Genomic DNA, 23,368 nt, shown 5'->3' on the forward strand with positions numbered 1-23,368 from the left:
TACGCCTGTTGGGAGCCGCAATGACGCACCTCCATAGCAAGCGCTTGTCGAGACCTGGTCACGGCAAGGTCGTGGCCGCCGTGATCGGCCTCGCGGCCGCGCTGAGCCTCGGGGCGGCCGGGGAGGCGATGGCCGCCCCCGCCCAAGCCCCCGCCTCCGCGCCTGTCGACCGCTGGAGCGACCGGGCACATGGCTTCGCCTCCCTCGCCGGCGGCACCACCGGCGGTGCGGGCGGCAAGGTCGTGACCGTCACCGACCAGGCGTCACTGGCGAAGTACGCGGCGGCCGAGGAACCGTACGTGATCCGGGTGTCGGGATCGATTGCCGTCGAGCCGTTCGGCTCGGAGATCGTCGTGGCCTCGAACAAGACCGTCATCGGCGTCGGCGACACCGGCGAGATCGTCCACGGCGAGCTGCACCTGAACCCCGGCACCCACAACGTGATCATCCGCAACCTGACGATCCGTGACTCGGCGGTCGAGGGCAACTGGGACTGCAAGGACACCGACTTCGACGGCATCCAGATGGACACCGCCCACCACGTGTGGGTCGATCACAACCGCTTCTCGAACATCTGCGACGGGCAGCTGGACGTCCGCAAGGACAGCGAGTACGTGACGGTCTCGTACAACCGGTTCGAGAACAACAACAAGACGTTCGGACTCGGCTGGACGAACGAGGTCAAGACACAGATCACCATCGACCACAACCTGTTCGCCCACACCAAGCAGCGCAACCCGTCCGTGGACAACGCCGCTTACGCGCACCTGTACAACAACCACCTGACGGCGCAGGTGGATCCGGGCGACCCGGTGTGGACGTACGGCAACTGGTCGCGCGGCCGGACCAAGATGGTCATCGAGAACAGCTACTACCGGGACGTCCAGCACCCCTACCAGGCCGACGCCACGGCGGAGTTGGTGGAGCGCGGGTCGATCCTCAGGAACACGACGGGTCGGCACGACGAGTGGGGTGCCGCCTTCGACCCGCGTGACTTCTACGACTACCGGCTCGACCCGGCGGCGGCGGTGCCCGCGTTGGTGAAGAGGTTCTCCGGGCCGCAGAAGCGGATCGGCGACTCGGTGACGCTGCACGTGCCGGCCGACTACCCGACCGTGCAGGCCGCCGTGGACGCCGTGCCCGACGGCAACACCGTCCCGGTGACGATCGCCGTCGCGCCGGGCACCTACCGGGCGAAGGTCCTGATCCCCGCGACCAAGCCGAACATCGTGCTGCGGGGGACTGGACAGGATCGCTCCGACACCGTCATCGTCTACGACACGCCCGCCGAGTACGGCGGCTCCACCGGGAGCGCGACCGTACGGATCGCCGCGAACGACGTGACGGCCCGCAACCTCACCTTCAGCAACGACTTCGACGAGGCCGCGGTCGAGCTGAAGGGCGAGCAGGCGCTGGCGATGAAGACGACCGGCGACCGGATCGTCTTCGAGGACACCGCGTTCCTGGGCAACCAGGACACCCTGATGACCGACAGCCCGAAACTGACCACCGTCAGCCGGGTCTACATCCGCGACTCGTACATCGAGGGCGACGTCGACTTCATCTACGGGCGGGCCACCACCGTGATCGAGCGGTCGGTCATCCGGGCGCTGAGCCGGGGATCGGCGACCAACAACGGGTACATCACCGCGGCCTCGACCTGGAAGGAGAACCCGTACGGGTTCCTGATCACCCGGTCGAGGATCCTCAGCGACGCGCCCGCCGGATCGTTCCACCTGGGGCGGCCCTGGCACCCGGGCGGTGAGCCGGACGCCATCGCCCAGGTGCTGATCCGGGACACGAAGCTGCCCGCCGCGATCAAGGCCACGCCGTGGACCGACATGAGCGGCTTCTCCTGGCGGGACGCACGGTTCACCGAGTACGGCAACTACGGGCCCGGTGCGGCGGTGACGGCGGACCGGCCGCAGCTGGGCGACGCCGAGGCACCGTCGTACACCGTCGCCCGCTATCTGAACGGGTCGGACGGCTGGGCGCCGTACGACCGGCACTGACCCCCCCCACACACCCCACACCTCTCCGTTGGATCCAGAAGAAGAAGAGAGCCGACCGATGAAGATCAGCAATCGCAGCACCAGCACAGGAAGGCGCCGGACGTCGGCTGCCGTCGCTCTGGGGGCCGTGCTCGCCCTGACCGCCACCGCCTGCGGCGACGACGGCAGCGGCGGAGGTGACGGAGCCGAGGGCAGCGGCACCGGGAAGATCGTCTTCTGGGACAACAACGGCGGTGTCCGCACCGACATCTGGAAGGAGATCATCGCCGACTTCGAGAAGGCGAACCCGGACATCAAGGTCGACTACGTCGGGATCCCTTCCACCGATGTGCAGTCGAAGTACGACACCGCCATCCAGGGCGGCGGCCTGCCCGACGTCGGCGGCGTGGGCGCGGCCATGCTCGCGGGCATCGCGGCGCAGAACGCGCTGGAGCCGCTCGAGGGCCGTCTGGCCAAGTCCTCCCTCAACGGCAAGCTCAACGAGGGCATGGTCGAGTCGGTGAAGGTGGCCGGCGGTTCGGACGACGCCGTGTTCTCGATACCGACCTCCGCGAACAACGGCACCCTCTACTACCGCACCGACCTGTTCAAGAAGGCGGGTCTGGAGGCGCCCACCACGTGGGACGCGTTCTACGAGGCCGCCGAGAAGCTCACCGACGCCAAGCAGAACGAGTTCGGTTACACCATCCGCGGCGGCGCGGGCTCCATCGCGCAGGCGCTGGACGCGATGTACGGGCAGTCCGGCATCACGTCCTTCTGGGACGCCGGCGGCGAGAAGACCACGGTCAACGACCCGAAGAACGTCGAGGCGCTGGAGAAGTACGCAGACCTGTACAAGAAGTACACGCCGGCCGCAGACCTCAACAACGACTTCACCAAGATGGTCTCCCAGTGGGACTCCGGCACGATCGGGATGCTGAACCACAACCTGGGCTCCTACCAGGACCACGTGAAGGCGCTCGGCACCGAGAAGTTCCGCGGCATCCCGCAGCCCACCGGTCCCGGCGGCAAGCGGGTCCAGGTCTCCAACCCCGTCGACGGTCTCGGGCTGTTCAAGGCCTCCAAGAACAAGGAGGCCGCCTGGAAGTTCATCGAGTTCGCCGCCTCCCACGAGTCCAACTCCCGGTGGAACGAGTCGGCCGGCGCCATCCCGTCCAACACGGAAGCCGCCAAGGACACCTGGATCTCCAAGGCCGAGCCGACCAAGCTCGCCGCCGAGGCCCTCAACGACGGTTCCACCACCATCGTCCAGCTGCCGTACTACCTGCCGGACTGGAACACCATCTCCAAGGCCGACAACGAGCCCAGCTTCCAGAAGGTCCTGCTCGGCGACCTGAGCGCCAAGGACTTCCTGGACAAGATGGCCGAGCAGCTCAACGCGGCGCAGAAGGAATGGAACGAGCAGAAGGCCTGACCCCGGCCCGCTGACTCCCCCCACACCCCATCGGACAGGCCGGCGGCGGACACCGATCGTGCCCGCCGCCGGCCCCCACCCCGCGCCTCCCGCGCACCCGAAGCACGAGGTCCTACCGAACGAACCCGCACCACCGCCTCGAAAGGCCGCCCCCATGTCTCTCACCCGCAGACAGCTCGCCGCCGCGGCGCTCATCGCCGCCGTACCCGCCGTCGCCGCGTCCCCCGCGCACGCGGCCGCCTTCTCCCACGGTGGCTCCCGCCGCACCCGCACCCTCTACATCGCCGGCGACTCCACCGCCGCCCAGAAGTACGCCGACGCCGCCCCCGAGACCGGGTGGGGCATGGCACTGCCGTTCTTCCTCCAGCAGACCTTCAAGGTGTCCAACCACGCGGTGAACGGCCGCAGTTCGAAGAGCTTCGTCGACGAGGGCCGCCTGGACACCCTCCTCGCCGCCATCCGGCCCGGCGACCTGCTGCTGATCCAGTTCGGCCACAACGACGCCAAGGCCGAGGACCCCACCCGCTACACCGAGCCCTGGACGACGTACCAGGACCACCTGCGGCTGTACATCGCCGGTGCCCGGGCACGTGGCGCGCGCCCCGTGCTGGCCACGTCCGTGGAACGCCGCAGGTTCGACGCGAACGGCACCGCCCGGACGACCCACGGCGAATACCCCGCGGCGATGCGGACGCTGGCCAAGGCGGAAGGCGTGGCACTGCTCGACATCCAGGCCCTGTCGATCGCGCTGTGGCAGGAGCTCGGGGTCGAGGAGACGAAGAAGTACTTCAACTGGACCGAGACCGAGCAGGACAACACGCACTTCAACCCGCCCGGCGCGATCGCCGTGGCGCGGCTGGTGGTGCGGGAACTGCTGCGCACCCGGGTTCTGGCGTCGCGCGACGTGCGCCGGCTGGACGACGACATTCCGGAGTCCTGGATCACCTGGCCGCAGCCCACCGCCTGACCCACCCCCCCGCCCCGCACGAGGAGAGCCGCACCATGAACGCACAGACATGGCATGGGCATGCCACAGTGAGAGCCGCCGCCCTCATCGGATGCACCGCCCTGGTGCTGTCCCTGACCGGCACCACCGCGCAGGCGGGCGGCCGGGACCCCGGCCGCGAGGTACTCGCCGCGAAGGACGGCTGGGCCTCCCAGGGCGCGGGCACGACCGGCGGCTCGGCCGCCGACGCCGCGCACGTCTACACGGTCACCACCTGGGAGGAGTTCAAGGACGCCCTGGCGGCAGGCGGTGCCGCTCCCAAGATCATCAAGGTCAAGGGGATGATCGACGCCGTGGCCCAGGGCTGTGAGGCCTTCGAGGCCGAGGGCTACGACTTCCAGCAGTACCTCGCCGACTACGACCCCGCCGTCTGGGGCTACGACACCCCGGTCAGCGGTGAGCAGGAGAACCTGCGGGACGCGTCCGCGGACAACCAGGACAAGGCCATCAAGGCGAGCGTCCCCGCCAACACCACCATCGTCGGCGTCGGGAAGAACTCCGGGATCCTCGGCGGCAGCCTCCAGATCAAGGCCGTCGACAACGTCATCCTGCGCAACCTCACCATCGAGGCCCCGATCGACTGCTTCCCGCAGTGGGACCCGACCGACGGCGCCACCGGAGCCTGGAACTCCGAGTACGACGCCGTCGTCGTCTACGGCTCCACCCATGTGTGGATCGACCACAACACCCTCACCGACGGCCGCTACCCCGACAGCTCCCTGCCGACCTATTTCGGCGAGATCTACCAGCAGCACGACGGGCTGGCCGACATCGTTCGCGGCTCCAACTACGTGACCGTGTCCTGGAACTCGTTCGAGAACCACGACAAGACCATGCTGATCGGCAACAGCGACAGCGCCGCCGCGGACGACGCCGGCAAGCTCAAGGTCACCCTGCACCACAACCGCTTCAAGGGCATCGTGGAGCGGGCCCCGCGCGTGCGGTTCGGGCAGGTCGACTCGTACAACAACCACTTCGTGGTGACCAAGGACCAGCCGTACGTCTACTCCTACGGCATCGGCATCGAGTCGCGGCTGTACGCCACGGACAACGCCTTCACGCTGTCGAAGGGGGTCAGCGCGGCCCTGACCCTGAAGAAGTGGAAAGAGGCGCCGCTGACCGCCGAGAACAACTACGTCAACGGCAGGCTCACCGACCTGATCGCCGTGCACAACGCGGAGATCCCCGAGGAGACCCTGCAGTCCGGCGCCGGCTGGACGCCGACCCTGCGCACCCAGGTCCACCCGCCGCAGGTGGTCCCGTGGCTCGTCGACCACCGTGCGGGCGCCGGCCGCCTGCGCTGACGTCACCGGCACGTCCGGGCCGGGGCGGACCGCCCCGGCCTCCACCCCCCCCATGCGAGGAATCACCGCCCGAGCCGCACCCCCCAAGGAGCACCCGCATGTCCTCGCCCCACCTCCAGACCTCCCTGCCCAGAAGGGGATTCCTGTTCGCGGGCGCCGGCGCCGCGGCCGCGCTCGCCGTCGGGGCGGGGGCCGCCCCCGCCCAGGCCGGGCCGCGCCCCTTCGGCCGGTACGGTTCGCCGACCGCCCGCCTCACCCCGCTGACCCTGTACGTCGACCCGCACGGCCGGGGCGACTTCACCTCCGTCCAGGCCGCCGTGAACGCCGCCACCGGCAGCGGCCAAACCCTCGTCCTGGCCCCGGGCACCTACCGGGAGACGGTCTCCGTCGATCGCTCCCGCACCGGGATGACCTGGCTGGGCGCCGGGAACCGTCCGCGTGACGTCGTCATCGTCTATGACAACGCGGCCGGCACCCCGAAGCCGGACGGCTCGGGCACCTACGGGACCACCGGCTCCGCCACCACCACCGTCCGGGCCGACGGCTTCACCGCCCACCGGATCACCTTCGCCAACGACTTCCTGCGCGCCGAGCACCCCGACATCGCCGGTACCCAGGCCGTCGCCATCAAGGTGCAGGGCGACCGCTCGGCCTTCCACCACTGCCGCTTCCTCGGCCACCAGGACACCCTGTACGCCGACTCCAACGCGGCGAACCTGGTCGCCCGCCAGTTCTTCTCGCACTGCTATGCCGAGGGCGACGTCGACTTCGTCTTCGGCCGGGCCACGGCCGTCTTCGAGCACTGCCACTTCCGCACCCTGAACCGCGCCGACGCGACCGGCGCCCCCTACGGCTTCGTCTTCGCCCCCTCCACGGAGGGCGACAACCCGCGCGGCTACCTCGTGACGCGGAGCCAGGTCAGCAGTGAGGCCCCGCGCGGCTACTACAAGCTGGCCCGCCCCTGGGTGCCCAGCTCAAGCACCACCGTCCGCCCGATGCTCACGGTGCGCGACACCTGGCTGGGCCACGGCATCGACGCGGTCGCGCCCTACGCCAACATGCGGGACGAACATCCGTGGCAGGAGCAGCGCTTCGCCGAGTACGACAACACCGGCCCGGGTGCCGTCGTCACCGTCCCGGAGAACCGGCCCCAGCTCACCGACGAGCAGGCCGCGTCCGCGACCCGTGCCGCCTGGTTGGGCGACTGGCGGCCGGCGGAGGTGTGCTGACATGCGCCGACGCACGCTCCTGATCGCCGGCGTCGCCGGCGGCCTGACCGGCGCCGGCCCCCGGCCCGCCTCCGCCGCGCCGGGGCGACGGGCAGGCCCCCGCGTCCTGCACGTACGCCCCGGGGACTCCGTCCAGCAGGCCGTGGACGCCGTCGACGGGCCGGGCTGGACGGTCGTCGTGCACCCGGGGACGTACCGCGAGGTCGTGAACATCCCGGCCGGCACCGGCGAGTTGACCCTGCGCGGAGCCACCCGCGACCCGCGTGACGCCGTCATCGTCTTCGACAACGCCAACGGCACGAAGAAGCCCGACGGCACCACGTACGGCACGGCCGGCTCCGCCACCTTCACCTCGGCGGCCCCCGGTCTCACCGTCCGTGACCTCACCCTCGCCAACGACTGGCTGCGCGCCGACCACCCCGACATCACCGGGACCCAGGCCGTGGCGGCGTACACCTGCGGCGACCGCACGCACTTCGAGAACGTCCGGCTGCTCGCCCACCAGGACACCCTGTTCGTCGAGACGACCGCGCTGGACACCTTCGACCGGCAGTACTTCCACCGCTGCCACATCGAGGGAGACGTCGACTTCGTCTTCGGCCGGGCGACGGCCGTCTTCGAGGAGTGCCACTTCCACACCCTGCGCCGGGACGTGACCTTCACCCCCAAGGGCATGGTCTTCGCCCCCTCCACGGCCCGCGCCAACCCGCACGGCATCCTCGCGGTCCGCTCCCGGATCACCTCGGCCGCCGAGGACGGGGCCTACAAGCTGGCACGGCCGTGGGTGCCGACGTACGAGACGACCGCCTGGCCGTCCCTGGTCGTGCGGGACACCCGGATCGGGCCCGGCATCGACGCCGTGGCGCCGTACACGAACATGCGGGAGGCCCACCCCTGGCAGACCATGCGGTTTCGGGAGTACCGGAACCAGGGGCCGGGGGCGGCGATCCCGGTCCCGGAGAACCGGCCGCAACTGACGTCCGCCGAAGCCCGGTCGCACACGAAGAAGGCGTATCTCGGCGACTGGTGTCCCCGTGCGTAGGGCGACGGCCGCCCTGTTGCTCGCCCTCCTGACGGCATGGGCACCGGCACCGGCCGCCTCCGCCTCAGTCGCCGCCTCCGCCTCCGTCGCCGAGCGGGGGCCCGTCGGCTGGGCCGCCGCCGGCACCGGTACCACCGGCGGCACGGGCGGCACGACCTGGACCGTGCGCACCCGCGCCGAGCTCAAGGAGGCCCTGGCCAACGACGGCGACCCCGTCGCGCCCAAGGTGATCCGGGTCGTCGGCGCCGTGGACGGCCATGAGGCGGACGACGGTTCGCCGCTCGGCGAGCAGGACTACGCGCCGGGGTACGACCTGGCGAAGTACATGTCCTGCTTCGGCGACGACGGCACCACCTGGTCCGACACCCGCCACGACTACTGCAGGCAGCAGCGGCAGCTGCGGCAGACGGGATCGAACCGGGAGAAGGCACAGATCCAGCTGACGGTGCCGAGCAACACCACCCTCGTCGGCGTGGGCCGCGACGCGCGGCTCCTCGGGGTCTTCCTGACGGTCAACACGGGCACGAACATCATCGTCCGGAACCTGCGCCTCGAAGCCCCGGTCGACCACTTCACCAGCTGGTCGCCGGGCGACGGGAGCCAGGGCAGCTGGAACGCCCGCTTCGACGCGATGACCGTGATCACCGGGAGGAACATCTGGGTCGACCACTGCACCTTCACCGACGGCCGCTTCCCGGACCGCGAGGCACCCCTCGGCTTCCACGGTGAACCCGTCCAGCGGCACGACGGACTGCTCGACATCGAGGACGGCTCCGACTTCGTCACGGTCTCCGACAGCCACTTCGCCGACCACGACAAGGCGATCCTGATCGGCTCGGGCGACGGGCGCGGCGACCGGGACCGCGGACACCTCAAGGTCACCCTCGTCCGCAACCTGTTCACCGACATCGTGCAGCGCGGCCCCCGCGTCCGCTTCGGCCAGGTGCACGTCGTCAACAACGTCTACCGGGGCCGGGCCGCCGGCACCCTGTACGCGCTCGGCGCCGGACTGGAGTCCGCGATCTTCTCCGAGCGCAACGTCTTCAGGTACCCGCACGGCAGCCGGGGACTGGCGGTCGCGGACTACGGGGGCGAGCACTTCCGGGACACCGGCTCCTGGTTCAACGGCCGGCCCGCCCGTCTGAACGCCGTGGCCGGCGGCCTCGGCCTGACCGACGACGTCGGCTGGAACCCCGCCGACGTCTACGGTTACCGGCCCTTCACCACCCCGTCGGCGGTCGAGCACCACGTCCTGCGTCACGCCGGCAGCGGGAGGCCCCATGCGTGAGCTGTTCGGCCGCCGTGCCTTCGTGGCGGGAGCCACCGCGGCGGCGCTCACCCATGGCGCGTCCGGTCCGGCGCGGGCCGCCGCAGCCGAGCTCGTCGACGGCAACCTCCCCGACTTCCACCCGGCGTTGAAGGACCGGCTGCGCTTCCCCCTCGCCTGGGGCACCTCACCCGTCCGCGACTTCGGGTCCTGGCGCCGCACGGCCCGTGCCAAGGTCGAGGAGCACCTCCTCGTCGAGCGGCAGCACCGCACGCCGTACGCCCCCGAGTTCACCGCCGGGCCCCAGGGCGAGGGATACACGAGGGAGTCGGTGACGCTCTCCCTCACCTCGTACGAACGCGTCCGCGGCCTCCTGCTCACCCCGCACGGCACCGGCCCCTTCCCCGCCGTGCTCCTCCTGCACGACCACGGAGCGAGGTTCGACATCGGGAAGGAGAAACTCGTCCGGCCCTGGTACGACGACACGCGCCTCGCCTCCGCCCGGGCGTGGGCCGACAAGTACTTCAGCGGACGCTTCGTCGGCGACGAACTGGCCCGGCGCGGATACGTGGTCCTGTGCCTGGACGCGCTCGGCTGGGGCGACCGCGGCCCGCTCACCTACGAGCAACAGCAGGCCCTCGCCTCCAACTTCTACAACCTGGGCTCCTCACTCGCCGGGCTGATGGCCCGCGAGGACGCCCGCGCCGCACGGTTCCTGGCCGGCCTCGACCGGGTGGACGCCCGCCGGGTCGCCGCCCTCGGGTTCTCCATGGGCGCCTACCGGGCCTGGCAGACGGCCGCGCTCAGCGACGACATCGCCGCCGCGGCGAGCGTGTGCTGGATGACCGGCCTCAAGGAAATGATGGTGCCCGGCAACAACACGCTGCGCGGGCAGTCGTCGTACTACATGCTCCACCCCGGGCTGCCCCGGTTTCTCGACTTCCCCGACGTGGCGGGCATCGCCGCACCCAGGCCGATGCTCTTCTTCAGCGGCGCACTGGACACCCTCTTCCCCGCCGACGGCGTACGGGTGGCCCACGACAAGCTGCGGGCCGTCTGGCGCTCGCGCCACGCCGAGGAGCGGTTGCACCTCAGGACCTGGCCCGACCTCGGCCATGTCTTCGTCGACCGCATGCAGGACGAGGTCTTTCGCTGGCTCGACTCCGTCCTGTGAACCACTCCCGCTCGTCTCTCCCCCCCCCGAAGGTCCCCTCCCCGCACGACGAAAGGACCCGCACCCCCATGTCGCGTCGTACCGCTCTCGCCGTCCTGCCGGCCCTCACGCTCGGCGCCGGCCTCGCCGTCCTGCCCACCCAGGCCCAGGCCGCGACCGTCGTCGTGAGCAACTCCACCGACCTGTCCAACGCGCTGAAGAACGCCACCGCCGGCACCGTCATCCAGGTCCGCGGCGGCACCTACTACCCGACGGCCACCCTCCAGTCCACGGTCAACGGCACCTCCTCCTCGCCGGTCACGCTCACCGCGTACGGCTCCGAGACGGTGAAGATCGACGGCTCGTCGCTGCCCTCCGGCTCGTGGATCTTCAAGCTGACCGCCGACTACTGGAACGTCTCCAACATCACCTTCCAGAACTCCCCGGACAGCGCGGTCGTCTGCCAGTCCTGCACCGGGACGGTCTGGAACAACATCAAGACCATCAACGGCGGCGACTCCGGCTTCACGCTCACCGGCGACGGCACGGTCAACAACACGGTGCGCAACATCGACAGTTACGGCCACTACGACCCCGCCAACCACGGTGAGAACGCGGACGGCATCGCCGTGAAGTTCGGCTCCGGGACCGGCAACCTGATCACCGGGGCCCGCCTGTACAACAACTCCGACGACGGCCTGGACTTCTGGTCGTTCTCCTCGCCGGTCACCGTCGAACACACCTGGGCGATGGGCAACGGCAAGAACCGCTGGTCCGACTCCGCCTTCGCGGGCGACGGCAACGGCTACAAGCTGGGCGGCGACGGCGAGGTCGTCGCGCACGTCGTCAACAACTCGGCCGCCTGGGACAACGCCGGCAACGGCATCACCGAGAACAGCAACAAGGGCGCGATCGTCATCAACCGCACCACCGCCTACGCCAACGCCAAGTGGGGCTACTACTTCGCCACCGGCACGGCCAAGCTCGGCAAGAACCTGGCCGTCGGCAACGGCGGCGGCTCGGTCAGCAAGAGCTCCTCGGTCGCCTCCTCCGGCAACAACTGGGACAGCGGCGTCAGTACCCCCGCCTTCCGTTCGACGGACGCCGCCAGCACGTACAACGCCCGCGGTTCGAGCGGCACGCTGCCCGCGACGACGTTCCTGACCACCGGTTCCACCAGCATCGGAGCCACCATGAACTGAACGCTCCGGGGCGCTTGACCCGTTTTTTGCCCGGCGGGTCTCGCGCTGACGGGGGTGACGCGCGTAGAAACCTGTGTCATGCATAAACCACTGCGCATCGCCGCCGTCGCCACCGTCTGTGCCGTCGCCGGTGCCGCCCTGTACGGCGCCGGCGCGGCCACCGCCGGACAGTCCACGGCCAACTCGACGCACGAGCCCTACAACATCGGGCTGCTGGTCAAGGACATCGACACCTACTACGGCACCACCCCGGACGCGAACGGCGTCTACCAGGCGTCCCCCGACAGCCCGTACGCCAAGGACCTCGCGCGCATCGACGCGGCCGCGAGGAAGTACATCGACCAGGCGGCCCGCAAGGCGCTGCACAAGGGCGAGAAGCCCGCGGTCGTCTTCGACATCGACGACACCCTGCTGCTCAGCCTCGACTACGAGAAGCGCTACAACTACACCTACAACTCGGCCAGCTGGGCGGCCTACGTCAACAAGGCCGACCGCCCGGCCGTCTTCGGCAGCCCCGAGCTCGTGCGGTACGCCGAGAAGCGGGGCGTCGAGGTCTTCTACAACTCGGGGCTCGGCGAGGCCCAGCGCCCGGCGGCCGTGGAGAACCTGAAGAAGGTCGGCGCCGACGTCAACCTCGACGCCAACCACATGTTCCTCAAGGACACCGCCAACCCGCCGTCCTACCTGAGCGGATGCGCCACGCCGGGCACCTGGACCTGCACCACCGTGCAGTACAAGTCCGGCACCCGGCAGCACATCGAGAAGGACCTCGGGTTCGAGATCGTCGCCAACTTCGGCGACCAGTACTCCGACCTCGACGGCGGCCACGCCGACCGGACGTACAAGCTCCCGAACCCGACGTACTTCGTCAGCTGAGGCCGCTCACCTCCGGACCGGCCTGATCGACTCCAGGGTCGGCACCACCGGCTCGATCGTGCCGTCCGCGGCGAACTCCATGCGGTCGATCGTGGTCTCGCGGTGCATGCCGTCGCCGCCCGGCCTGCCGGGGCCGTTCAGGGCGAACCGGTGGTAGACGACGTACCAGTCGTCGGTGCCCGGCACGTTCACCACCGAGTGGTGGCCGGTGCCGAGGATGCCGTACTCGGCGCGCTTTGACAGGATCGTCCCGCGCTTGGTCCACGGGCCGAGCGGGGACGGTCCGGTCGCGTAGGCGACGTGGTAGTTCTCGCTGCGGGTGTCGTCCTCGGACCACATGAAGTAGTACGTGCCGTTGCGCTTGATCACGAAGGACCCCTCACGGAAGTTGTCCGGCGTGATGTCCTTCACCTCGCCCGCGTCGAACGACACCATGTCGTCGTTCAGCGGCACCACGTACCCGTGCCCGTTGCCCCAGTAGAGGTACGACGTCCCGTCGTCGTCCGTGAAGACCGCCGGGTCGATCATCTGGCCCTTCAGCGAACCACCCTTCGCCACCAGGGGCTTGCCGAGCGCGTCCTTGAAGGGGCCGGCGGGGGAGTCCGCCACCGCCACGCCGATCTGCTGCTCGGCGCAGTAGTAGAAGTAGTACTTACCGTCCCGCTCGGCGATCGCCGGCGCCCACGCGTTCTTGTCCGCCCAGGCCACGTCCGGCCCGAGGTCCAGGATCACGCCGTGGCCCTTCCAGTGGACCAGGTCCTTCGACGAGTACGCCGTGAACCGGGTCCCGCTCCAGCCCGGGAAGCCGTCCGTCGTCGGGTAGATCCAGTACTCGCCGTCCAGATAGTGCACGTCGGGGTCGGCGTTGAGGCCGGGCAGCGTGGGGCTGCCGGTGCGGACCGCCTCCACCGTCCACGTGCGGGTCGTGCCGTCGGCGGCTGTCACGGTGTACGTCTGCGGCTTGCGGAAGTCCCGCCGGGTACCGGACCGGGGGCTCACGGTCGCCCCCTCGGCCGCCCAGAGCTTCGGGGCGAGGCCGCGCAGATCCGCGTCCGGGGCCATCGGCAGCACGACCTTCGAGGCGGCCTCGGTGACGATCGAGTACCCCTTCTGGCCCGTCGCCGTCGCGTCCACGACCGACGTGGGCGCCGACGGGTACGCGGCCAGCAGCCGGTCGTACTCCGCCTGGGTCACCGGCAGGACCGTGCCGTGGCGCGGGCTCGCGGGCAGCTGGTAGTTCGTGGACATCGTCCACTTCCCCGAGTCCAGGTCGGTGGTCTCGAACGGGACGTAGCCGCGGCCTCCGTACTCGTCGACGAACAGGTACCACTTCTTCTCGGTGTTCGACCTGAAGACCGTCGGCCCCTCGCCGCGGTCGATCGACCCGCTGCCGATGCAGTCGGAGACGAACTCGTACGACGTGTCCGTCAGGCTCTTCGACTTCTCCCCGGTGATGAACTTCGAGCAGGGCGAGCTGGAGGAGGGGTCGCGCTCGTCCTTGGTGTAGCGGTAGTAGGTGTCCTTGTGCTTCACGACCGTCGAGTCGATGACCGAGTAGCCGGGGTCGTCCCAGACCTTCGGCTCGCTGAAGGTGCGGAAGTCCCTGGTGGTCGCGTAGAGCATCTTGTTGTACGTCGATCCGGTGTGGCCGGGGTCGTCGTCGGCGTACAGCTTCGACGCCCAGAACACGACGAACTCACCGAGGGAGTCGTCCCAGTAGGCCTCCGGGGCCCAGGTGTTGCCCGCGTTGTCGGGGGCAACCTTCACCAGGCGCTGGTCGGTCCAGTGGACCAGGTCGGTGGACTCCCAGACCATGATCGACTTGCTGCCGTGCCGCTGGACCTGGTCCCAGCTGCCGCTGCTGTTCCGGTACATCCGCAGGTCGGTGGCGATCATGTAGAACCTGTCGCCCTCGGGGGAGCGGATCACGAAGGGGTCCCGCAGCCCCTTCTCGCCGATCGTGGAGGTCAGCACCGGCTTGCCCGCGTTCAGTTCCCGCCAGTGCAGCGCGTCGTTGCCCCGGCTGAGGGCGTAGCGGATCTGCTCGCCGTCGGAGGTGCCCTCGCCGGTGAAGTAGGCGAAGAGGTAGCCGGCGTACTTGGGCTGTTTCACGGGTGGTGCTCCTGAGTGGGCGGAACCGGGCGGTGCGGTGAGGAGGGCCAGGAGAAGCGACAGACAGGCGGCGAGGAGGAGTCGTGGGCGCATGCCAGTCCTCTGTGTGAGTGTGGGGGTTTGTGTTGAGTGGTGCGCGCCTTTGGAGTGTTGCGAGTGGGAAACAGCACGTCAATCGGTGCGTGGGCGAAGCCGGGCAGCGAAAGTTTCGCTCGCCTGCGCCGAGGTGCGGCAACCTGTCTGGGCCGCGGTGACGACTGGAGGGCGTCCCATCCCCAAGGAATGTCCCCAAGGAATGTCCCCGAGGAAAGGAACGCCCCGTGCGTCTTGCCACCGGACGGCACCGCCGGACCCGCACCCTCTCCATCGCCGCGGCCGTGGCCGTCGCCGCGGGGGCGGGCGGTGTCCAGCTCGGCCTGTCGAACGGCGGGGCCCAGGCCGCCTCGGCGGCGGTGACCGTCTCCAGCACCGCCCAGCTGGAGTCGGCCGTGAGGAACGCCTCCGCCGGGACCGTCATCCGGATCCGGGGCGGCACGTACACGCCGAAGGCCACGCTCGAGTCGACGGCGAGCGGCACCCGTTCGGCGCGCATCACCCTCCAGGCGTACGGCGGCGAGAAGGTGCGGATCGACGGCTCCAAGCTGGCGGACGGCTCCTGGCTCGCCGGGATACACGGCGACTACTGGACCGTGCAGAACCTCACCTTCCAGAACTCGCCCGCCCAGGGCTTCGTCGTGACCTCCTCGGTCGGCGGTGTCTTCAAAAACCTCGTCACCGCGGACAACGGCGACTCCGGCTTCACCCTGCGCGGCGACGGCACCAGCGACAACCTGGTGCAGAACCTGGACAGTCACGGCAACTACGACGCCGCCGGGCACGGGCGGAACGCCGACGGCATCGCCGTGAAGTTCGGCTCCGGCACCGGTAACCGGATCACCGGGGCACGGCTGTACGGCAACTCCGACGACGGCCTCGACCTGTGGCAGTTCTCCTCGCCGGTCACCGTCGAGCACACGTGGGCCTTCGGCAACGGCGAGAACCGGTGGGACGACTCGGCGTTCCAGGGCGACGGCAACGGGTTCAAGCTGGGCGGGGGAGGCGTCAGAGTCGCGCATGTCGTCAACGACAACGCGGCGTGGGGCAACACGCTGCACGGGTTCACCGAGAACTCCAACCCCGGCGCGATCGTGCTGAACCGCAACACCGCCTACGCCAATGCCGAGGCGGGCTTCCACTTCGCCACGGGCAGGGCCCGGCTGGCCCGGAACCTCGCGGTGGGCGACCGGGGAGGGGCGTCGAAGCTGGGGCCGTCGACGGTCTCCGCCGCGAACAGCTGGGACGCCAAAGTGGCCACGCCTTCGTTCAGGTCGACCGACGCCACGGCCGCGTACGGCGCGCGCAAGCCGGACGGGGCGTTGCCGGCCACGACGTTCCTCACCACCGGGTCGGCCTCGATCGGCTCCACGATGAACTGATGGCCGCGCCTCAGGAAGCGCGAGAACGCCCCCGTCGGTCGTCACCGACGGGGGCGTCCCGCTTACCAGTCGAGGGGGGCTCGACCAGTAGGGGTTCGGCCGGCCCAAGGGGGGCTTGGCCGGCCGGTCCGGGTCGTCGGACGATCGTCCGACGACCCGGAGTCAGGAAATCACTGGTACGTGATGTCAGATGACGAGAACCTGCACGACGTTCCGTCCGGGCCGACACCGAGCTGTGCGGGTTCCTTGCCGGCGTTGTCGCCCTGAAGCGGACGCAGGGCGGCTCCGCCGGTCACCGCCCGTCGCCCGGTGACCCGGCGGCGGTGGCGGACGCGCTGTTCAGCTCGTGCAGTCATGCCCATTCCTTGTGTGGGAGAGGAACCTTGCGCTTCCTGGTCGCCACCGGTGAGGAAAGGGTTGCCGTGCTGTCGTGACGTGTCTACGAGTCGCCCTCGTCGCCTTCACGAGCGGCGAAGTCGCCCGCCACGGCACGCTGTTCGCCGCCCGCCCGCGCGGTGATCGCGTAGCTGTCGTCCTTCGCGTCCCGGCCGCCCCGCTCGTGGCTGTACTGACCGGCGAACACCCACTCGCCCTTGGCGACCGTACGGCCCTCCTTGAGCACCCAGGTGTAGACGACGAAGCCGTCCTGCTCGCCGACGGTCAGCGTGAAGTCGTCCTCCGGCAGCGAGCGCCAGGCACCGGCCGAGGTCACCCCGCCGGTCTGCGCCACCCTCAGCCGCACGGTGAGCGCCGTCAGTTGCCGGGACGTCTTGAGGGTCACGTTGCTCTGCGCCCAGAACTCGTTGCTGTGCGGGTCCACCGAACCGTCCGACCACAGGGGGCCGTCCTCGGTGCCCGAGGCGGCGGGCGGCCGCGCGGTGACGGAGGAGTCGGGTGTCGGCGAGGCCGACGTGCTCGGCGCACCGGACGTCGGCGGGCGGCTCGGCGTCGGGTCGGCCGGCGGCGCCGGCGCGCGGCTCGTCGCGTCCGGCGACGGCGTGGGCGTCGCGGTGACCGCCACCTGCTGCGGGGGAGTGTCCTCCTTCACCGCGGACGCCACCGCGTAGCCGCCGACACCGAGTACACCGGCGACCGCGGTCGTGGCAGCGACCACCCGCACCCAGCCGAACACCGGCGGACGCGTCGCCCGGTGGTCAGGGCGGAACTCCTCGCTCATGCCGCGCTCGAGGCGGGCCAGGATGCGCGCGCGGTCGGGCTCGTGTGTCTCCGCCGCCTCGTGCAGCCGGGCGCGCAGCGCGTCGTGCACGTCCCGCCGCATGGTCATCGGTCCCTTCCTCCGGCGTCGCCGGTGCGCGCCATCGCCGCGTGCACCCTGTGCTCAGCCGCCGGTGTCCCGAGCAACCGCTGCAGTTCCGCCATTCCCTTGGAGGTCTGGCTCTTCACCGTACCGACCGAGACGCCCAGGGCGAGCGCGGTGTCCTTCTCCGAGAGGTCGAAGGCGTGCCGTAACACCACGCAGGCACGTTTGCGGAACGGGAGTCTACGCAACGCCTCCTGGACGTCTACGGCCCCCGCCACGTCCGGGTTCTCGGTCTTCTCCTCGCGCTGCGACCAGAACAGGGCGACGCGTCGCCGTTCGCGGACCGCGCTGCGGATGCGGGTGCGGGCGAGGTTGGCGACCACACCGCGCGCGTACGCCGCCGGATGGTCGGCCGCGCGGACCCGGTCCCAGCGGTGCCACAGCGCCAGCAGCGCGTCCGCCGCGAGGTCGTCGGCGGCGTCCGCCTCTCCGGTCAGCAGATGGGCCAGGCGGGCGAGTTCGGCATAGTGGCGCTCGAAGAAGGCGTGGAACTCCACGGAGGCGGCGTTGTCGACGACTGTGCCCACGGGCTACCTCCTCACGACGGCTCGGGCACCTTCGGGCCTGTGCGTGTCATGTGTATGACATGTGATCGTCCGGAGTGGGCCGGGACGAGATCCGGAAGCGTAGCAGTGATCGAACACGTGGCTCGTACGGGCCTTCGAACGGTGTATGGTCCGCCGACCCTGATTCCGTAACACGGGGAAAACCTGAAAGCGGTTCAACAAAGGAACAATCCAGCCAGCATCCGCGCACCGATCAATCAGGCACCAAGGAGCAGCAAACATGTCCGAACCGCAGAAGGTGGCCGACCGGCCCAGCGGCCCGCCACCGGCGACGAACAGCGTCGACCGGTTCTTCAGGATTTCCGAGCGGGGGTCCACCTTCGCTCGTGAGATACGCGGCGGCCTCGCCACGTTCTTCACGATGGCCTACATCCTTGTCCTGAATCCGATCATCCTCGGCAGCGCCAAGGACAAGTTCGGCGACCAGCTGGACGCCGTCCAACTCACCACCGCCACCGCCCTGGTGGCCGCCGTCATGACCATCATCATGGGCGTCGGCGGCAATCTGCCCCTCGCCCTCGCCGCCGGCCTCGGCCTGAACGCGGTCGTCGCCTTCCAGATCGCCCCGCTGATGAGCTGGGACGACGCGATGGGCCTGGTCGTCCTCGAGGGCCTGCTGATCTGCGTCCTGGTGGTGACCGGGCTGCGCGAGGCGGTCATGCACGCCATCCCGCAACCGCTCAAGCAGGCGATCAGCGTCGGTATCGGCCTGTTCATCGCCTTCATCGGCTTCGTCGACGCCGGCTTCGTCAGCCGGATCCCGGACGCCGCCAACACCACCGTCCCGGTCCAGCTCGGCGGCACGGGAACCCTCACCGGCTGGCCGATCCTGGTGTTCTGTCTGGGCGTGCTACTGACGATCGGACTGCTCGCCCGCAAGGTGAAGGGCGCCATCCTGATCAGCATCGTCACGATGACGGTCATCGCGATGATCATCAACTCGGTCGCCGACATCAAGGCCTGGGGCCTGACCACGCCCGCCTGGCCCGACAAGGTGGTCGACACCCCCGACTTCGGACTGATCGGTCACTTCAGCCTGTTCGGCGCCTTCGACGCGCCCGGTGTCGGTGTCGTCACCGTCGTCCTGCTGATCTTCACGCTGATCCTGTCCGACTTCTTCGACACCATGGGCACGGTCGTCGGCATCAGCGCCGAGGCCGGACTGCTCGACGAGGAGGGCAAGGTGCCCAACCTCGGCCGGGTGCTGCTCATCGACGGTGCGGCGGCGGTCGCGGGCGGCGCGGCCTCGTCCTCCTCCGCCACCTCCTACATCGAGTCGGCGGCCGGCGTCGGCGAGGGCTCGCGCACCGGCTTCTCCAACCTGGTCACCGGCGGCCTGTTCACCCTCGCGCTGTTCCTGACGCCGCTGCTCACCATCGTCCCGCTCCAGGCGGCCGCCCCCGCCCTGGTGGCCGTCGGCTTCCTGATGATGACCCAGGTCAAGAACATCGACTGGGACAGGTACGAGATCGCCATCCCGGCGTTCCTGACCATCGCCGTGATGCCCTTCACCTACTCCATCACCAACGGCATCGGCGCCGGCTTCCTCGCCTACGTCGTCATCAAGACGGTCCTCGGAAAGGCCAGGGAGATCCACTGGCTGCTGTGGGCGACCTCGGCACTGTTCGTGGTGTACTTCGCGATCAGCCCGATCGAGCAGATCCTCGGCGTGAAGTAGCGCGGTGGTGAGGCGGGCAGGTACGACCCGCTGAGGCGGCCGGATCCGGGGACAGCCCTCGTCGGGGCTGTCCCCGGAGCTCTCAGCTCCTGAGCGCCGCCTCCATCACGGACCGGGCCACCGGCGCGGCCAGCCCGTTGCCGCTGACCTCGGAGCGGGCCGCGTTCGACTGCTCGACCACCACCGCCACGGCGACCTCCTTGCCGTCGGACTTCCCGAACGACGTGAACCAGGCGTACGGCGTCTTGCTGTTGTTCTCGCCGTGCTGGGCCGTACCCGTCTTGCCGCCCACGGTCGCCCCGGAGATCCGGGCGTTCGTGCCGGTGCCCTTCTCGACGACCGTCTGCATCGCCGACTGCAACTGCTCGGCGGTGTCCGAGCTGACGATCTCCTTGGTGTCCGCGTTGTCGTCGTAGTTCTCCAGGACGTCACCGCCGCCGTCGGTGATCTGCGACACCATGTGCGGCGAGACCAGCTTGCCGCCGTTGGCGATCGCCGCCGACACCATGGCCATCTGCAGCGGCGTCGCCGTCACGTCGAACTGGCCGATGCCGGACAGGGCCGTCTGCGCCTTGTCCATGTCCTTCGGATAGACGCTCTCGTACGCCCGCACCGGCACGTCCTGCGAGGCGTCGTCGAACCCGAACTTCTCCGCCGTCGCCCGGACCTTGTCCTGGCCGAGGTCGACGGCCATCTTGGCGAAGACGTTGTTGCAGGAGTACTGCAGAGCCACCCGGATCGAGGCGTTCTCACAGGGCGCCGAGGGGTTCTCGTTCGACAGCACGTCGTTGGACAGGGGCAGTTGGTACGGGTCCGGGCTGTCCGTCCTCGCGTCCACCGAGGAGTACAGGCCGTCCTCCAGTGCGGCCGCCGCGACGACCAGCTTGAACGTCGACCCCGGCGGCAGCGGCTGGCGCAGCGCCCGGTTCGTCATCGGCTTCTCGGAGTCCTTGGTCAGTTCGCTCCAGGCGTCGCCGGTGCCCGTGGTGAGCGTCGACGGGTCGTACGACGGCGTGGACACCACCGCGAGGATCCGGCCCGTGGCCGGGTCGATCGCGACGGCCGCGCCCTTCTTGTCGCCGAGCGCGTCGTACGCAGCCTTCTGCACGTCCGGGTCGATCGTCGTGATCACGTTGCCCGGGTCGGCCCGCTTGCCGGTGACCGTGTCCAGCACGGTCTTCAGACGGGTGTCCGTTCCGTCGAGCAGGTCCTGGTAGATGCCCTCCAACTGTGTCGCCCCGTACACCTGCGAGCTGTAGCCGGTGACGGCGGAGTACAGCTTGCCGTCGGTGTACGTCCGCTTGTACTTGAGGTCGCTGCCCCTGGTGGGCGCCGAGCCGGTGACCGACCTGCCGCCCACGATGATGTTGCCGAGCGGCTCGCTGTACAGCTCGATCGCGTTGCGCCGGTTGTTCTTGTCGTCCGCGAGCGCCGTGCCGTCGTAGAACTGCACCCAGGTCGCCCGAATCAGCAGAGCGAACACCAGGAGCAGCGTGAAGACGGAGGCGCGCCTGATTGTCTTGTTCATCCCGCTCAGAAGGACGAGCGGCGGCGGACGGATCGTTCCCTTCGGCCCGAATTCTCATCGTCCGTTCATGAAGCCCGCCTCGTACGCCGCGATCACCGCCTGGGTGCGGTCGCGGGTGCCCGTCTTCGCCAGGACCGCCGCCACGTGCGACTTCACGGTGGCGGGGCCGACCTCGATGCGGCGAGCGATCTCCGCGTTGGTGAGACCGGCCGCCATCAGCCGCAGCACCTCGCTCTCCCGTCCGGTGAGCCGGGCCACCCAGGGCGGCGCCGCCGGGTACGCGCGCGCGTGCTCGGCCGCCAGCCGCCGCAGGGCCGACGGGAACAGCAGGGTGTCGGTGCGCGCGACCAGACGTACCGCCTGGACGAGGGCGTCGGCGTCGGCCCGCTTCAGCAGGAACCCGGCGGCGCCGGCGCGCAGCGCGTCGTACACGTAGGAGTCGTTCTCGAAGGTGGTCACCACCACGATCCGGGGCGGCTGGTCGAGCGTGGCGAGGATCTGCTCGGTGGCGCGGATGCCGTCGACGTCGGGCATACGGACGTCCATGAGGACCACGTCGGGGGTGAGGTCCCGGACCACCGACACCGCCTCGGCGCCGGTCGCGGCCTCGCCGACGACCTCCAGGTCCGGCTCTGCGGAGAGGATGGCGCGCAGGGCGGTGCGGACCATGCGTTCGTCGTCGGCGAGGACGATCCGGACGGGTGTCATGCGGATGCGGATCCCTTCATGGGCAGGCGTACGTACAGGCGCCAGGTGTGCTGCTCCGGTCCCGCCCGCGAGCAGCCGCCGAGCAGCCGGGCACGGTCCGCGACGCCCCGCAGACCGTGCCCGCCGCCGGCACGGGAGGCAGGCACCTCGACGAGCGGGTTCTCGACGGTGATCTCCAGGTCCGCGTCGGAGGCGCCGATCAGCAGGGTCACGGCGGCGCCGGCCCCCGCGTGCCGCAGGACGTTGCTCAGCCCCTCCTGCACGATCCGGTAGGCCTCCCGGGACAGGACCGGCGGCAGCGCCCCGGGATCGACGTCGACCCTGGCCGTCACCGGCAGCCCGCTCGCCCGGGTGCGGCGCAGCAGGCCGTCCAGGTCGGCGGCGAGGGTGGGGGCGGGCGCCGTACCGGGTGCGTCGCCGTCCCTCAGCACGCCGAGGACGGCGTCCAGTTCGCCGACCGTGCGCCGGGTGGTGTCCTCGATGGCGGCGAGGGCCTCGCGGACGAACTCGGGATCGGTGTCCAGGACCCGGCGGGCCGCGCTCGCCTGGAGGGTGACCGCGCTGAGGGCGTGCCCGACCGAGTCGTGCAGCTCACGGGCGAGCCGGTTGCGTACGGCGAGGTCGGCGGCGCGTGCCTCGGCCGCCGCGAGCCGGTCCTCGGGGGCCGGCCCGAGCAGCGCGGGCGCCCAGCGGGCCAGCAGCACACCAACGCCGGCCGCGCAGGCGGTCAGCGCGAGGAGCGCCAGCACCCCGACGACCGGGGCGAGCGCCAACGCCCAGCCCTGGTCGAGGACTTCGGGCAGCCCGAGCCTGGAGTCCCGCAGCCACACGAACACGGGCAGCACGATCAGCACGGCGGCGAACGGCGGCACCGCCAGCGACATCCCGGCGATGATCCCGCCGAACCCCAGGTGCAGCGTGAACCAGGCCGCCGTGCGTGCCCGCGCGGCCCGCGTCCTGGCCGGCCCGAACGCGAGCCGCTCCTCGTCCACCCCGCACAGCCACCGCACGGCCCCCGCCTCCAGCGGCCGGGTCAGCGGGAACAGCGAGGTGAGCGCGGCCAGCGGCAACCCCACGACGAACGCGAGGAGTTGCAGCGGGAAGGAGCCGGAGACGTTCGCCGAACCGCCGACCGGCCCGAGGACCAGCTCGCCGACCAGGACGTACGGCATGGCCAGCGCGCCACCGAGGATCAGATGGACCCAGCGGCGGCGCGCCCGCCGCCCGAGGAGGAACCGGAGGACGCTCACGCCGGCCGCTGCCGCCCGGCCTCGGCGGACCGTGCCGTGAGGAGACGGGTGGTGCCGACGGCGACGAGGATCCCGGCGATCATCCGGCCAGCGTAGGCGAGGTTCGTCAGCTGGGTCGGCCGGTCGGCGATGTCGCCGAACCCGACGAGGGAGGCGGTCACGCGTCCACGCTGCCGCGCGCGAGGCGGCGGGCGGCTCGTGCGCGGTGACGATCCCCCTCCGCCG

Annotated in this window: 20 protein-coding genes; 12 read left to right on the plus strand and 8 right to left on the minus strand. The window is 70.2% G+C overall.

Annotated elements, in window-relative coordinates; all coding sequences use genetic code 11:
* The first annotated feature begins 20 nt into the window (after nucleotides 1–20).
* From AQJ84_RS35270 to AQJ84_RS35315, 10 genes are all read left to right on the plus strand, one after another.
* Nucleotides 21–2,012, plus strand: a complete 1,992-nt coding sequence (locus AQJ84_RS35270; protein WP_030040006.1) for a pectinesterase family protein — start codon at nucleotides 21–23, stop codon at nucleotides 2,010–2,012.
* Nucleotides 2,013–2,070: 58 nt separating this feature from the next.
* Nucleotides 2,071–3,426, plus strand: coding sequence for an ABC transporter substrate-binding protein (locus AQJ84_RS35275; protein WP_030040007.1), 1,356 nt, complete (start codon nucleotides 2,071–2,073; stop codon nucleotides 3,424–3,426).
* A gap of 154 nt (nucleotides 3,427–3,580) precedes the next feature.
* Nucleotides 3,581–4,393, plus strand: coding sequence for a rhamnogalacturonan acetylesterase (locus AQJ84_RS35280; RefSeq protein WP_030040008.1), 813 nt, complete (start codon nucleotides 3,581–3,583; stop codon nucleotides 4,391–4,393).
* 35 nt (nucleotides 4,394–4,428) lie between these two features.
* On the plus strand, nucleotides 4,429–5,736 hold the full coding sequence (locus tag AQJ84_RS35285) for a pectate lyase family protein (RefSeq protein ID WP_053191873.1): 1,308 nt from the start codon (nucleotides 4,429–4,431) through the stop codon (nucleotides 5,734–5,736).
* Nucleotides 5,737–5,834: 98 nt separating this feature from the next.
* Nucleotides 5,835–6,965, plus strand: a complete 1,131-nt coding sequence (locus AQJ84_RS35290) for a pectinesterase family protein (RefSeq protein ID WP_053191875.1) — start codon at nucleotides 5,835–5,837, stop codon at nucleotides 6,963–6,965.
* Between the two features lies 1 nt (nucleotide 6,966).
* Nucleotides 6,967–8,007, plus strand: a complete 1,041-nt coding sequence (locus AQJ84_RS35295; protein ID WP_030040010.1) for a pectinesterase family protein — start codon at nucleotides 6,967–6,969, stop codon at nucleotides 8,005–8,007.
* Nucleotides 8,000–9,295 (plus strand): pectate lyase family protein, encoded by a 1,296-nt coding sequence (locus tag AQJ84_RS35300; protein WP_030040011.1) that lies wholly within the window; start codon nucleotides 8,000–8,002, stop codon nucleotides 9,293–9,295. Before AQJ84_RS35295 ends, AQJ84_RS35300 begins: the two co-directional genes overlap by 8 nt.
* Nucleotides 9,288–10,448, plus strand: coding sequence for a dienelactone hydrolase family protein (locus tag AQJ84_RS35305; protein ID WP_053191877.1), 1,161 nt, complete (start codon nucleotides 9,288–9,290; stop codon nucleotides 10,446–10,448). Before AQJ84_RS35300 ends, AQJ84_RS35305 begins: the two co-directional genes overlap by 8 nt.
* Nucleotides 10,449–10,516: 68 nt before the next feature.
* Nucleotides 10,517–11,629 carry a right-handed parallel beta-helix repeat-containing protein gene (locus tag AQJ84_RS35310; protein WP_030040013.1) on the plus strand — a complete coding sequence of 371 codons (1,113 nt, stop codon included), beginning with the start codon at nucleotides 10,517–10,519 and terminating at the stop codon, nucleotides 11,627–11,629.
* 78 nt (nucleotides 11,630–11,707) lie between these two features.
* A complete protein-coding gene (locus AQJ84_RS35315; protein WP_030040014.1) occupies nucleotides 11,708–12,505 on the plus strand; it encodes an HAD family acid phosphatase in 798 nt (265 codons plus the stop codon).
* 6 nt (nucleotides 12,506–12,511) lie between these two features.
* Here the strand turns inward: AQJ84_RS35315 and AQJ84_RS35320 are convergent, their stop codons facing one another.
* Entirely contained in the window at nucleotides 12,512–14,710 is a 2,199-nt protein-coding gene (locus AQJ84_RS35320; protein ID WP_030040015.1) for a family 43 glycosylhydrolase, read from the minus strand.
* Between the two features lie 227 nt (nucleotides 14,711–14,937).
* Here AQJ84_RS35320 and AQJ84_RS35325 point away from each other — a divergent pair, with 227 nt between their 5' ends.
* Nucleotides 14,938–16,092, plus strand: a complete 1,155-nt coding sequence (locus tag AQJ84_RS35325; protein WP_030040016.1) for a right-handed parallel beta-helix repeat-containing protein — start codon at nucleotides 14,938–14,940, stop codon at nucleotides 16,090–16,092.
* A 170-nt stretch (nucleotides 16,093–16,262) separates the two neighbouring features.
* Here AQJ84_RS35325 and AQJ84_RS44510 read toward each other — a convergent pair whose 3' ends face one another.
* The 3 genes from AQJ84_RS44510 to AQJ84_RS35335 form a co-directional block, all read right to left on the minus strand.
* Complete coding sequence (locus AQJ84_RS44510) at nucleotides 16,263–16,448, minus strand: hypothetical protein (RefSeq protein WP_078631836.1); 186 nt, start codon at nucleotides 16,446–16,448, stop codon at nucleotides 16,263–16,265.
* Nucleotides 16,449–16,531: 83 nt separating this feature from the next.
* A complete protein-coding gene (locus AQJ84_RS35330) occupies nucleotides 16,532–17,377 on the minus strand; it encodes a hypothetical protein (protein WP_030040018.1) in 846 nt (281 codons plus the stop codon).
* A complete protein-coding gene (locus AQJ84_RS35335; RefSeq protein ID WP_030040019.1) occupies nucleotides 17,374–17,940 on the minus strand; it encodes a SigE family RNA polymerase sigma factor in 567 nt (188 codons plus the stop codon). The genes AQJ84_RS35330 and AQJ84_RS35335 overlap by 4 nt, the downstream gene beginning before the upstream one ends.
* Before the next feature lie 259 nt (nucleotides 17,941–18,199).
* On the opposite strand from AQJ84_RS35335, the gene AQJ84_RS35340 reads away from it, so the two are divergent.
* Nucleotides 18,200–19,657, plus strand: coding sequence for an NCS2 family permease (locus AQJ84_RS35340; RefSeq protein WP_053191879.1), 1,458 nt, complete (start codon nucleotides 18,200–18,202; stop codon nucleotides 19,655–19,657).
* Between the two features lie 82 nt (nucleotides 19,658–19,739).
* On the opposite strand, the gene AQJ84_RS35345 is transcribed toward AQJ84_RS35340, so the two are convergent.
* The 4 genes from AQJ84_RS35345 to AQJ84_RS43295 are packed head-to-tail and all read right to left on the minus strand — an operon-like array spanning nucleotide 19,740 to nucleotide 23,304.
* Entirely contained in the window at nucleotides 19,740–21,185 is a 1,446-nt protein-coding gene (locus tag AQJ84_RS35345) for a peptidoglycan D,D-transpeptidase FtsI family protein (protein WP_030040022.1), read from the minus strand.
* Between the two features lie 54 nt (nucleotides 21,186–21,239).
* Nucleotides 21,240–21,893, minus strand: coding sequence for a response regulator transcription factor (locus AQJ84_RS35350; protein ID WP_030040023.1), 654 nt, complete (start codon nucleotides 21,891–21,893; stop codon nucleotides 21,240–21,242).
* The gene (locus AQJ84_RS35355) at nucleotides 21,890–23,143 is read right to left on the minus strand and encodes a sensor histidine kinase (protein WP_030040024.1); all 1,254 of its coding nucleotides are present in this window, start codon (nucleotides 23,141–23,143) and stop codon (nucleotides 21,890–21,892) included. Before AQJ84_RS35355 ends, AQJ84_RS35350 begins: the two co-directional genes overlap by 4 nt.
* Nucleotides 23,140–23,304: a hypothetical protein gene (locus AQJ84_RS43295; protein ID WP_157874965.1), complete on the minus strand. Its 165-nt coding sequence runs from the start codon at nucleotides 23,302–23,304 to the stop codon at nucleotides 23,140–23,142. The genes AQJ84_RS35355 and AQJ84_RS43295 overlap by 4 nt, the downstream gene beginning before the upstream one ends.
* Between the last annotated feature and the right edge of the window lie 64 nt (nucleotides 23,305–23,368).

The sequence above is a fragment of the Streptomyces resistomycificus genome, from assembly GCF_001514265.1.
GTDB classification, from domain to species: Bacteria; Actinomycetota; Actinomycetes; order Streptomycetales; family Streptomycetaceae; genus Streptomyces; species Streptomyces resistomycificus.

Excerpts from the sequence above, each read along its gene's own strand:
- AQJ84_RS35305 (WP_053191877.1), top strand. The coding sequence starts at position 9,288 with ATGCGTGAGCTGTTCGGCCGCCGTGCCTTCGTGGCGGGAGCCACCGCG.
- AQJ84_RS35270 (WP_030040006.1), top strand. The coding sequence starts at position 21 with ATGACGCACCTCCATAGCAAGCGCTTGTCGAGACCTGGTCACGGCAAG.
- AQJ84_RS35315 (WP_030040014.1), top strand. The coding sequence starts at position 11,708 with ATGCATAAACCACTGCGCATCGCCGCCGTCGCCACCGTCTGTGCCGTC.
- AQJ84_RS35350 (WP_030040023.1), bottom strand. The coding sequence starts at position 21,893 with ATGACACCCGTCCGGATCGTCCTCGCCGACGACGAACGCATGGTCCGC.
- AQJ84_RS35345 (WP_030040022.1), bottom strand. The coding sequence starts at position 21,185 with ATGAACAAGACAATCAGGCGCGCCTCCGTCTTCACGCTGCTCCTGGTG.
- AQJ84_RS35290 (WP_053191875.1), top strand. The coding sequence starts at position 5,835 with ATGTCCTCGCCCCACCTCCAGACCTCCCTGCCCAGAAGGGGATTCCTG.
- AQJ84_RS35280 (WP_030040008.1), top strand. The coding sequence starts at position 3,581 with ATGTCTCTCACCCGCAGACAGCTCGCCGCCGCGGCGCTCATCGCCGCC.
- AQJ84_RS35340 (WP_053191879.1), top strand. The coding sequence starts at position 18,200 with ATGTCCGAACCGCAGAAGGTGGCCGACCGGCCCAGCGGCCCGCCACCG.
- AQJ84_RS35285 (WP_053191873.1), top strand. The coding sequence starts at position 4,429 with ATGAACGCACAGACATGGCATGGGCATGCCACAGTGAGAGCCGCCGCC.
- AQJ84_RS35295 (WP_030040010.1), top strand. The coding sequence starts at position 6,967 with ATGCGCCGACGCACGCTCCTGATCGCCGGCGTCGCCGGCGGCCTGACC.
- AQJ84_RS35320 (WP_030040015.1), bottom strand. The coding sequence starts at position 14,710 with ATGCGCCCACGACTCCTCCTCGCCGCCTGTCTGTCGCTTCTCCTGGCC.
- AQJ84_RS35330 (WP_030040018.1), bottom strand. The coding sequence starts at position 17,377 with ATGACCATGCGGCGGGACGTGCACGACGCGCTGCGCGCCCGGCTGCAC.
- AQJ84_RS44510 (WP_078631836.1), bottom strand. The coding sequence starts at position 16,448 with ATGACTGCACGAGCTGAACAGCGCGTCCGCCACCGCCGCCGGGTCACC.
- AQJ84_RS35275 (WP_030040007.1), top strand. The coding sequence starts at position 2,071 with ATGAAGATCAGCAATCGCAGCACCAGCACAGGAAGGCGCCGGACGTCG.
- AQJ84_RS35310 (WP_030040013.1), top strand. The coding sequence starts at position 10,517 with ATGTCGCGTCGTACCGCTCTCGCCGTCCTGCCGGCCCTCACGCTCGGC.